The organism is Sphaerotilus sp., from assembly GCF_041083715.1.
GTDB lineage: Bacteria > Pseudomonadota > Gammaproteobacteria > Burkholderiales > Burkholderiaceae_C > Sphaerotilus.
Genome location: NZ_JBFPGY010000224.1, coordinates 1 through 8587, shown reverse-complemented (window position 1 = coordinate 8587; position 8587 = coordinate 1). Strand labels below are relative to the sequence as shown.

The following is an 8587-nucleotide window of genomic DNA, read 5'->3' as shown; positions in this document are numbered from 1 at the left end:
CAATGGTGGTGGGTGACGGGGCTGGCCGGCGCTGCGCCGTCCTTGGCCCATTCGGCGGGGGTGAGCGTCTTCATCGACAGTGCATGGATCTCTTCGCGCATGCGCTCGCCCAGCGCGGCATAGACGATCTGGTGGCGGGCCACGCGCAGCTTGCCGGTGAACTGGCTGGAGACGATGGTGGCGAAGAAGTGACGGCCGTCGCCTTCGACTTCGAGATGCTCGCAGGCGAGGCCGGCGGCGATGAAGTCGCGGACTTGGGCGGGGGTGGGATCGGCCATGGTGCGTGCGATTGTAGCGGTTGCCGGGCACCCGACCTCAGTGCCGCAGCTTGTAGCCGCTCGCGAGCAGCCGCAGCGCGATCGCAGCGATCACCAGAAAGCTCACCGAGACAACCCCCAGGCTCACCCACGGCGACACGTCGCTGATGCCGAAGAAGCCGCGCCGGAAGCCATCGATCATGTAGAAGAACGGATTCAGGTGGCTCACGCCCTGCCAGACCGCCGGCAGCGAATGCACCGAATAGAACACGCCCGACAGGAAGGTCATGGGCATGATGATGAAGTTCTGGAACGCCGCCATCTGGTCGAACTTGTCGGCCCAGAGACCGGCGATCAGGCCCAGGCTGCCCATCATCGCCGCGCCCAGCACCGCGAAGGCCAGCGCCCACCACGGCTCGGCCAGCCGCAGCGGTGCGAACCACACCGTCACCGCGAACACGCCGAAGCCCACCACCACGCCGCGCACCAGCGACGCGCCCACATAAGCGACGAACCACGCCCAGTGCGACAGCGGCGTGACCAGCAGGAAGACGAGGTTGCCGGTGATCTTGCTCTGGATGAGGCTGGAGGAGCTGTTGGCGAAGGCGTTCTGCAGCACGCTCATCATCACCAGCCCTGGAATCAGGAAGCTGGTGTAGCCCACCGAGTCGTAGACCTTCACATGGTCTTCGAGGACGTGGCCGAAGATCAGCAGGTACAGCACCGCCGTCAGCACGGGGGCGGCCACCGTCTGGAAACCGACCTTCCAGAAGCGCAGCACCTCCTTGTAGAACAGCGTGCCGGCACCGGCGAGGAGCGGGTTCGGGTCGGTGGTGGCGGCGGCAGTGGCAGGGGTGGAAACATTCGCGGACGTGCTCATGCGCGGCCTCCTTGCATGATGTCGAGGAACACGTCCTCCAGATCGGCGCGGCCGATTTCCAGGTCTTCGATGTGCACGCCGGCCGTGCGCAGCGCGGCCAGCGTCTGCTCGACGTCGGCCGCATCGCGGGCCTTGACCTGCGCGATGCGACCGGTGACGCGGGCATGGGTGGCAATCGCCACGGGCAGCGCGTCGTCGGTCTTGAAGCGCAGCATCGTGCTCGACGTGCCGGCCAGCAGGTTGCTGGTGCGGTCCAGCGCCACGATGCGCCCCTGCTTGAGCATGGCGATCCGGCCGCACAGTGCCTCGGCCTCTTCGAGGTAGTGCGTGGTCAGCAGCACGGTGTGGCCTTCCTTGTTGAGCCGGGCGATGAACTGCCACAGCGTCTGGCGCAGCTCCACGTCCACGCCGGCCGTCGGCTCGTCGAGCACGATCACCGGCGGCCGGTGCACCAGCGCCTGCGCGACCAGCACGCGGCGCTTCATGCCGCCCGACAGTTGGCGCATGTTGGCGCCCGCCTTGTCCGCGAGTCCCAGGCCGGACAGCAGCTCGTCGATCCAGGCGTCGTTGCCCTTCACGCCGAAGTAGCCGCTCTGGATGCGCAGCGTCTCGCGCACCGAGAAGAAGGGGTCGAACACCAGTTCCTGCGGCACGATGCCGAGCGCCCTGCGGGCCGCCGCGTAGTCGTCCACCACGTCGTGGCCCATGACGCGCACGCGGCCGGTCGTCGCCCGCGACAGGCCGGCCAGGATGCTGATCAGGGTGGTCTTGCCCGCGCCGTTGGGGCCGAGCAGACCGAAGAATTCACCTGGGGCGATGTCAAGGCTGACACCGTCGAGGGCCTGCAATGCACCGCGCGGGGTGCTGAAGGTCTTGCCGACCTGCTGGAATGAGATTGCCGGAGTCATCGGCGTGGCATTGTAGGGAAGCCGGTCGTGCCGGCGTACAGTCAGGCCTCTTCTGTCCACGGCATCCCGAGGAGTGACCCATGGAACGCATGACTGCCCGCGATTTCGATCCCGCCGTCCTGAAGCTGTTTGACCAGTACGTCCATGGCCAGCTCAGCCGCCGCGGCTTCCTGGACGGTGCTGCCCGCTACGCCGCCACCGCCGGCACCTCCGCCGCCGGTCTGCTCGCCGCGCTCAGCCCGCGCTTTGCCCAGGCGCAGCAGGTGTCGCCGCAGGATCCCCGCATCCGCACCAGCCGCATCGAGGTGCCCTCACCCCAGGGCCATGGCGTGGTCAAGGGCCTGCTCGCCCAGCCGGTGCAGGCGGTGGTCGGTGCGCCAAGCGTGCTGGTGATCCACGAGAACCGCGGCCTCAACCCCTACATCGAGGACGTCGCACGGCGTTTTGCCATCGAGGGGTTCACCGCATTCGCACCCGACGCGCTGGCGCCGCTGGGCGGCTATCCCGGCGACGAGGACAAGGCGCGCGATCTGTTCCCCAAGCTCGACCAGGCCCGCACCCGCGAGGATTTCGTGGCGGCACATGGGCACCTGGTGGCGCTGGCCGGTGCGGCTGCACGGGTGGGCGCGGTGGGGTTCTGCTACGGCGGCACGGTCGTCAACTACCTGGCCACCCGCCTGCCGGAGCTGGCCGCCGGAGTGCCGTTCTACGGCGGCCAGCCCCCGGTGGCCGACGTGGCGCGCATCCGCTCGCCGCTGCTGCTGCATTACGCGGGCGATGACGAGCGCATCAACGCTGGCTGGCCAGCCTACGACGCGGCGCTGAAAGCAGCAGGCGTGGCGCACGAAGCCCATGTCTACCCGGGGGTGCAGCACGGTTTCCACAACGACACGACCCCGCGCTACGACGCGGCGTCGGCGAAGCTGGCGTGGGAGCGGACGTTGGTGTTTTTCCGGCGCATGCTGAGCGCCTGAAGGCGAGCCAAGCCCGCTCTCAGCCCTTGGTCACCTGCACCGCCGACACCGCCGCCCGCAGCCCCAGCAGATAGCTGTCCACCCCGAACCCCGCGATCTGCCCCCGCGCAATCTCGGCGATGACCGAGTGGTGCCGGAACGCCTCGCGGGCGTGGATGTTGGACATGTGGACTTCGATGATCGGGCACTGGAGGATGGCCAGCGCGTCGCGGATGCCGTAGCTGTAGTGCGTCCACGCGCCCGCGTTGATCAGCACGCCGGCCACGCCCTCGCCGTGGGCACGGTGGATGCGTTCGGCCATCTCGCCTTCGAAGTTGGTCTGGAAGCACTCGACCTCGACGCCCAGCTCGGCGCCCAGCGCATGCAGCTGTTCGTCGATCTGCGCCAGCGTGGTCGTGCCGTACTGCTTCGGGTCGCGCTTGCCGAACATGTTGAGGTTGATGCCGTTGAGGACGAGGAACTTCATGGGGAACTCCGGTGTGCCTGGATGAAAAAACGGTGCAAAGGATAGTGGATCTGCCAGCCCCGGCTCACGCCAGCGCCACCGCGCAGCCACGGGCTGCCGCTTCGACGATGGCTTCGGTCACGCGCAGGTTGTTCAGCCCGTCGCGGGCGCTGACCAGCGGCGCCTCCTCGCCGCGGGCGACGCGGCCGAAGTGTTCCATCTGGTGCTTGAGCGGATCGTCGCGGACCATGCCGACGGTGCCAGCCTCGAAGGGTTTCCACCACGAGCGGTCCTCGGGGCGCGGGTAGGTCTTCAGGCGCATCGTCGGCACGGACAGGCTGCCGTTGGTGCCGGTGAGGACATAGCAGTCCTCGTCGTCATGGCTCGGGTACGCCTTGTTCTCCTGGCTCGTCTGCTCCCAGCTGCGCGCGCAGGCGGCGGTGTCGCTGAGGAAGAAGCTGCCGAGCGCGCCGCTGGCGAAGCGCAGGTTGATCACCACCGTGTCCTCGACCGCGAAGCCGCGCACCGCGTTCGAGCTGAACGCCTGCACCGCGACGATCTCGCCGCACAGCATCCGCAGGTTGTGGACCTCGTGGATCAGGTTGATCAGGATCGGGCCGCCGCCGGGTTGGCTGCGCCACGGACCGTCGACGAAGTAGTGGTCCGGCTTGTAGAAGGTGGCGCTGCCCATCACGCCGACGAGGCGGCCGAGTTGCCCCGAGGCGATCACGTCGCGCGCCTTGGCCATGATCGGGCTGTGTGCGCGGTGGTGGCCGACGAGGACGGGGATGCCGCTGTCCTCGGCGCGCCGGACCAGCGTCTCGGCCTCGGCGACGGTCGGCGCGATCGGCTTTTCCACCAGCACCGGCAGACCCGCCGCCAGACAGGCCAGCGCCTGCGGCACATGCAGCGCGTTGGGCGTGGCGAGCACGACGGCGTCCGGTCGATCCGCCGCGTTCAGCTCGGCCAGCGACGCGAACAGCGGCACGCCGCACCGGGTCGCCAGCGCCTCGGCGGCAGGCGACGGATCAACGATGGCCGCCAGCGCGCAGGTGGGGCTGTTCAGCAGCACGTCGATGTGGGCGCGGCCGATGATGCCGGCGCCGGCCACGGCGATGCGGGTCTTGTTCATGCGGTGTCTCCTCGGAACGCATCGGGAAGCCGGCAGGTTACTGACAACCAGGATCTCTACAATCACCTGGAAATGGATTCACATTTTCCAATTGGTGAACAATCAGTGAAACACAACTGGGAGCTGATCGACCTGAAGGTGCTGTGCGCGGTGGCGCGGCGCTCCAGCTTCACGGCCGCCGCCGCCGACCTGGGCATCTCGGTGGCCTACGTGACCAAGCGCATCGCCCACCTGGAGCAGTCGCTCGGCACGGCGCTGTTCCTGCGCACGACCCGGCGCGTCCACATCAGTGCGCAGGGCGAAATCGCCTACACCTGGGCGCGCAAGGTGCTCGACGCCGCCGACGAGATGGACCAGGAAGTCGCCCGCGCCCGCGACGGCTCGCCCGCCGGCACGCTGCGCATCAGCACCAGCCTGCGCCTCGGACGCCACCACGTCTCGCACATCCTCGCGCTGCTGCGGCAGGCGCACCCCGGGCTGGAGATCTGGCTGGAGCTGGTGGACCGGCGGGTGGACCTGATCGCGGAAGGGTTCGACCTCGACCTGCGCGTCGGCGAGGTGCAGGAGCCGCACCTGGTGGCCGAGCGCATCGCCCGCAACGTGCGCGTGCTGTGCGCGGCGCCGAGCTACCTCGCGGCACGCGGCCATCCGAAGACGCTGGCCGAGCTGGCGCAGCACGACTGCCTGCTCTTCCGCGACCGCGAGCAGCCCTTCGGCACGCTGCGGATGGTCGGGCCGAACGGCCCCGAGTCGGTCAAGCTCACCGGGCCGATGGGGTCCAACCAGAGCGACGCGGTGCGCAACTGGGCGCTGCACGGGCTGGGGATCTGCCTGCTGTCGGGCTGGGACATCGCCGGGCGGCTGCGCGAGGGCAGCATGGTGCGGGTGCTGCCGCAGTACGCGCAGCCGGCCGATCTCTACGCCGTGATGCCGACGCGGGCCAGCCAGTCGGCCAAGCTGCGGGTGTGCCTGGAGTTCCTGCGGCGGCATCTGGCCAGCGGGCCGCATGCGCTGGAGGCGCTGGAGGCGCTTCAGCGCCCCGAGAGCTTCATGAAGTCCTCGGGGTAACGCTCGCCCTGCACCGGGATCGCCGCCGCGACCTGCTCGACCTCTTGCAGCTCCTGCGCCGACAGGTCGAGCGACGCCGCCCCGAGGTTTTCCTCCAGCCGCTCGACCCGGCGCGTCCCCGGAATCGGCACGATCCACGGCCGGCGCGCCAGCAGCCAGGCCAGCGCGATCTGCGCCCGCGTCGCGCCCTTGCGTTCGGCGAGCTGGCCGAGCCGGTCCACCAGCGCCTGGTTGGCCTGGCGCGCCGCCTCGGTGAAGCGCGGCACGCGGCGGCGGAAGTCGGACGCATCGAGCGGGGTCGTCGCGTCGATCGTGCCGGTCAGGAAGCCCTTGCCGAGCGGGCTGAACGGCACGAAGCCGATGCCGAGTTCCTCCAGCACAGGCAGCACGTCCACCTCGGGTTCACGGGTCCACAGCGAGTATTCGCTCTGCAAGGCGGTGACGGGCTGGACGGCGTGGGCGCGGCGGATCGACTCCGGCCCGGCTTCGGACAGGCCGAAGTGCTTCACCTTGCCCGCCTCGATCAGCGTCCTCACCGTGCCGGCCACATCCTCCATCGGCACGTCGGGATCGACCCGGTGCTGGTAGAGCAGGTCGATGCAGTCCACCCGCAGCCGCCGCAGCATCCCGTCGATCGCGCCCCGGATCTGCGCCGGCCGGCTGTTGACGCCACCCCGGGACACGCCCGTCGCCGGGTCGATGTCCCAGCCGAACTTGGTGGCGATCACCACCTCGCCCCGGAACGGCGCCAGGGCTTCGCCGACCACCTCCTCGTTGTGGAACGGCCCGTAGGACTCGGCGGTGTCGAAGAAGGTGACGCCGCGCTCGACGGCGGCGCGGATCAGCCGGACCAGGTCCTGGCGGTCGGCGGCGGCGCCGTAGCCCATGCAGCCGAGGCCGAGGGCGGAGACCTGCAGCCCACTGCGGCCAAGTTGGCGGTACTTCATGTTCAGACTCCTCCTGCACTGACGACAGGCAGCAGTGTGACACTCGGCACATGCACAAGAACCCGATCCGCTACTTGAAACAACTGGTGGCCAAGGCCGCCCGGCTGCTGCATCGGCAGGGTGAGGCCGACACCACCAGCCCCGACATCCCGGCCGTCGTCGAGCGGTTCATCAACGGCCGCTTCACGCACCGCTTCGGCAGCCGCGACTACAAGCTCTACCTGCCCCCGACCGCCGCTGGCCAGCCACCCTCGCCTCGCCCGCTGCTGCTGATGCTGCATGGCTGCAATCAGACCCCGGACGATTTCGCCACCGGCACCCGCATGAACGACGCTGCGCGGGCGGGCGGATTCCTGGTGCTCTACCCGGTACAGAGCGCGTTCGCCAACCCGCACCGCTGCTGGAACTGGTTCAAGCACAACCACCAGCAGCGCGACCGCGGCGAGGCGGCGCTGCTGGCCGACCTGACGCAGGAGGTGGCGCAGGCGCACGGGGTCGATCCGGCGCGGGTCTGGGTGGCCGGGCTGTCAGCGGGTGGCGCGATGGCGGCGGTGCTGGGGGAGACGTATCCGGAGCGGTTCGCCGCCGTGGGGCTGCACTCGGGCGTGCCGACCGGGCTGGCCAGCGACCTGTTCACGGCGATGTCCGTGATGAAGAGCGGCCCGGCGGACACCCCACCCCGCGCCGCTGCACCACCGCCCACCATCGTGTTTCATGGCGATGATGACCCAGTGGTGCATCCGGCCAACGCTGATGCGGCAATGCAGCGGTTCGACGCGCTGGGGGTGCGTCGCACGCAGCAAGGCCGGACAGCGCAGGGTGTCGCCTACACCTGCCAGCAGATTCGGGACGGCGCCGGCCACGTGCTGGCCGAACAGTGGACCGTGCGGGGCGCTGGCCATGCCTGGTCCGGGGGCAGCCCGCAGGGCACGTACACGCTGCCGGAAGGGCCGGATGCCACGGCGGCGATGGTGGCGTTTTTCCACGCCCTCAGCCGGCATCGTGGTCGAGCGAGGCCGACAGCGCCCGATGCGCCTCGGCCTGCGCCATGAGCAACTGCGCCTTGGCCTCGAACACCTGCAACGCATCGGCTCCAGCCGCAAAGCGCGCCGGTGGCGTCTCCAGTCCGGCCAGCGCCACGATGGCGTTGGCCAGCTTGACTGGATCACCGCCCTGCAAGCCATCCATGCCGCGCCAGGCGGTCACCGTGGCGCGTGTGCGGTCGGCGTAGTCGTCGAGGGCTGGCTCGGCGTAGACCGTGGACTCGGCGCCAAGCAGTTCGGTTCGGAAGAAACCTGGTTCGACCAGCAGAGTGCGCAGGCCGAAGGGCGCGATTTCCAGGGCCAGCGATTCCGCCCACCCTTCGAGTCCGAACTTCGCGGCGGCGTAGGCCGAGCAGAACAGGCCACCCGAGAGGCCGGCCGTGGACGAGACCATCAGCAGCAGGCCGGCACGCTGGCGGCGCATCACCGGCAACGCGGCGCGGGTGACGTTCATCGGGCCGAACAGCAAGGTCTCGATCTGGTTGCGGACCTGGTCGGGGCCGAGTTCCTCGAAGAAGCCGGCGTAGAAATTGCCGGCGTTGTTGACCAGGACATCCAGGTGGCCAAAACGGTCCACGGTGGCCGCGACGGCGGCTTCGGCATCCTCGGGGCGGGTGACATCGAGCGTCACGGTCAGCAGGTCGTCGTGCGGGCCGATCGCCGCCGCCACCTTTGCGGCATTGCGGCCCGTGGCGACGACGGCGTGGCCAGCCGCCAGCGCCGCCCTGGCGATGTCCAGACCCAGGCCACGGCCTGCACCGGTGATGAGCCAGACGTTCTTGTTCGAGGGTTGTGTCATGGAAGTTCCAATCCAATCAATCTAGGGACAAAGGAAATGGCCTGCGCACAGGCAGACCCGCTGCCACCACACCAGCACCGGCCAGTGCGGCGAGCGCGCCCAGCCACAAGGCGCTGGCCACACCCAGGGGGTCC

Annotated in this window: 10 protein-coding genes; 3 read left to right on the top strand and 7 right to left on the bottom strand. The window is 69.3% G+C overall.

Annotation, left to right across the window (positions count from 1 at the left end):
- The 3 genes from AB3X43_RS09895 to AB3X43_RS09885 form a co-directional block, all read right to left on the bottom strand.
- Window positions 1-278 (bottom strand): BolA family protein (locus AB3X43_RS09895; protein ID WP_369429677.1); only part of this gene is annotated, 278 nt, incomplete at its 3' end.
- Between the two features lie 37 nt (window positions 279-315).
- Window positions 316-1137 carry an ABC transporter permease gene (locus AB3X43_RS09890; RefSeq protein WP_369429676.1) on the bottom strand — a complete coding sequence of 274 codons (822 nt, stop codon included), beginning with the start codon at window positions 1135-1137 and terminating at the stop codon, window positions 316-318.
- Window positions 1134-2045: an ABC transporter ATP-binding protein gene (locus tag AB3X43_RS09885; RefSeq protein WP_369429675.1), complete on the bottom strand. Its 912-nt coding sequence runs from the start codon at window positions 2043-2045 to the stop codon at window positions 1134-1136. The genes AB3X43_RS09890 and AB3X43_RS09885 overlap by 4 nt, the downstream gene beginning before the upstream one ends.
- A gap of 80 nt (window positions 2046-2125) precedes the next feature.
- On the opposite strand from AB3X43_RS09885, the gene AB3X43_RS09880 reads away from it, so the two are divergent.
- A complete protein-coding gene (locus tag AB3X43_RS09880) occupies window positions 2126-3019 on the top strand; it encodes a dienelactone hydrolase family protein (protein ID WP_369429674.1) in 894 nt (297 codons plus the stop codon).
- Window positions 3020-3038: 19 nt separating this feature from the next.
- On the opposite strand, the gene aroQ is transcribed toward AB3X43_RS09880, so the two are convergent.
- Both aroQ and AB3X43_RS09870 read right to left on the bottom strand, forming a co-directional pair.
- Complete coding sequence (gene aroQ, locus AB3X43_RS09875; protein WP_369429673.1) at window positions 3039-3485, bottom strand: type II 3-dehydroquinate dehydratase; 447 nt, start codon at window positions 3483-3485, stop codon at window positions 3039-3041.
- A 64-nt stretch (window positions 3486-3549) separates the two neighbouring features.
- Window positions 3550-4596, bottom strand: a complete 1047-nt coding sequence (locus AB3X43_RS09870) for a Gfo/Idh/MocA family protein (RefSeq protein ID WP_369429672.1) — start codon at window positions 4594-4596, stop codon at window positions 3550-3552.
- 105 nt (window positions 4597-4701) lie between these two features.
- Between AB3X43_RS09870 and AB3X43_RS09865 the strand changes: the two genes are divergently transcribed.
- Window positions 4702-5664, top strand: coding sequence for a LysR family transcriptional regulator (locus tag AB3X43_RS09865; protein ID WP_473965107.1), 963 nt, complete (start codon window positions 4702-4704; stop codon window positions 5662-5664).
- Here the strand turns inward: AB3X43_RS09865 and AB3X43_RS09860 are convergent.
- Window positions 5628-6611 carry an aldo/keto reductase gene (locus AB3X43_RS09860; RefSeq protein ID WP_369429670.1) on the bottom strand — a complete coding sequence of 328 codons (984 nt, stop codon included), beginning with the start codon at window positions 6609-6611 and terminating at the stop codon, window positions 5628-5630. The genes AB3X43_RS09865 and AB3X43_RS09860 overlap by 37 nt on opposite strands.
- 50 nt (window positions 6612-6661) lie before the next feature.
- On the opposite strand from AB3X43_RS09860, the gene AB3X43_RS09855 reads away from it, so the two are divergent.
- The gene (locus tag AB3X43_RS09855) at window positions 6662-7663 is read left to right on the top strand and encodes an extracellular catalytic domain type 1 short-chain-length polyhydroxyalkanoate depolymerase (RefSeq protein ID WP_369429669.1); all 1002 of its coding nucleotides are present in this window, start codon (window positions 6662-6664) and stop codon (window positions 7661-7663) included.
- Here AB3X43_RS09855 and AB3X43_RS09850 read toward each other — a convergent pair.
- The gene (locus AB3X43_RS09850) at window positions 7602-8453 is read right to left on the bottom strand and encodes an SDR family oxidoreductase (protein ID WP_369429668.1); all 852 of its coding nucleotides are present in this window, start codon (window positions 8451-8453) and stop codon (window positions 7602-7604) included. The two genes, AB3X43_RS09855 and AB3X43_RS09850, sit on opposite strands and share 62 nt — an antisense overlap.
- Between the last annotated feature and the right edge of the window lie 134 nt (window positions 8454-8587).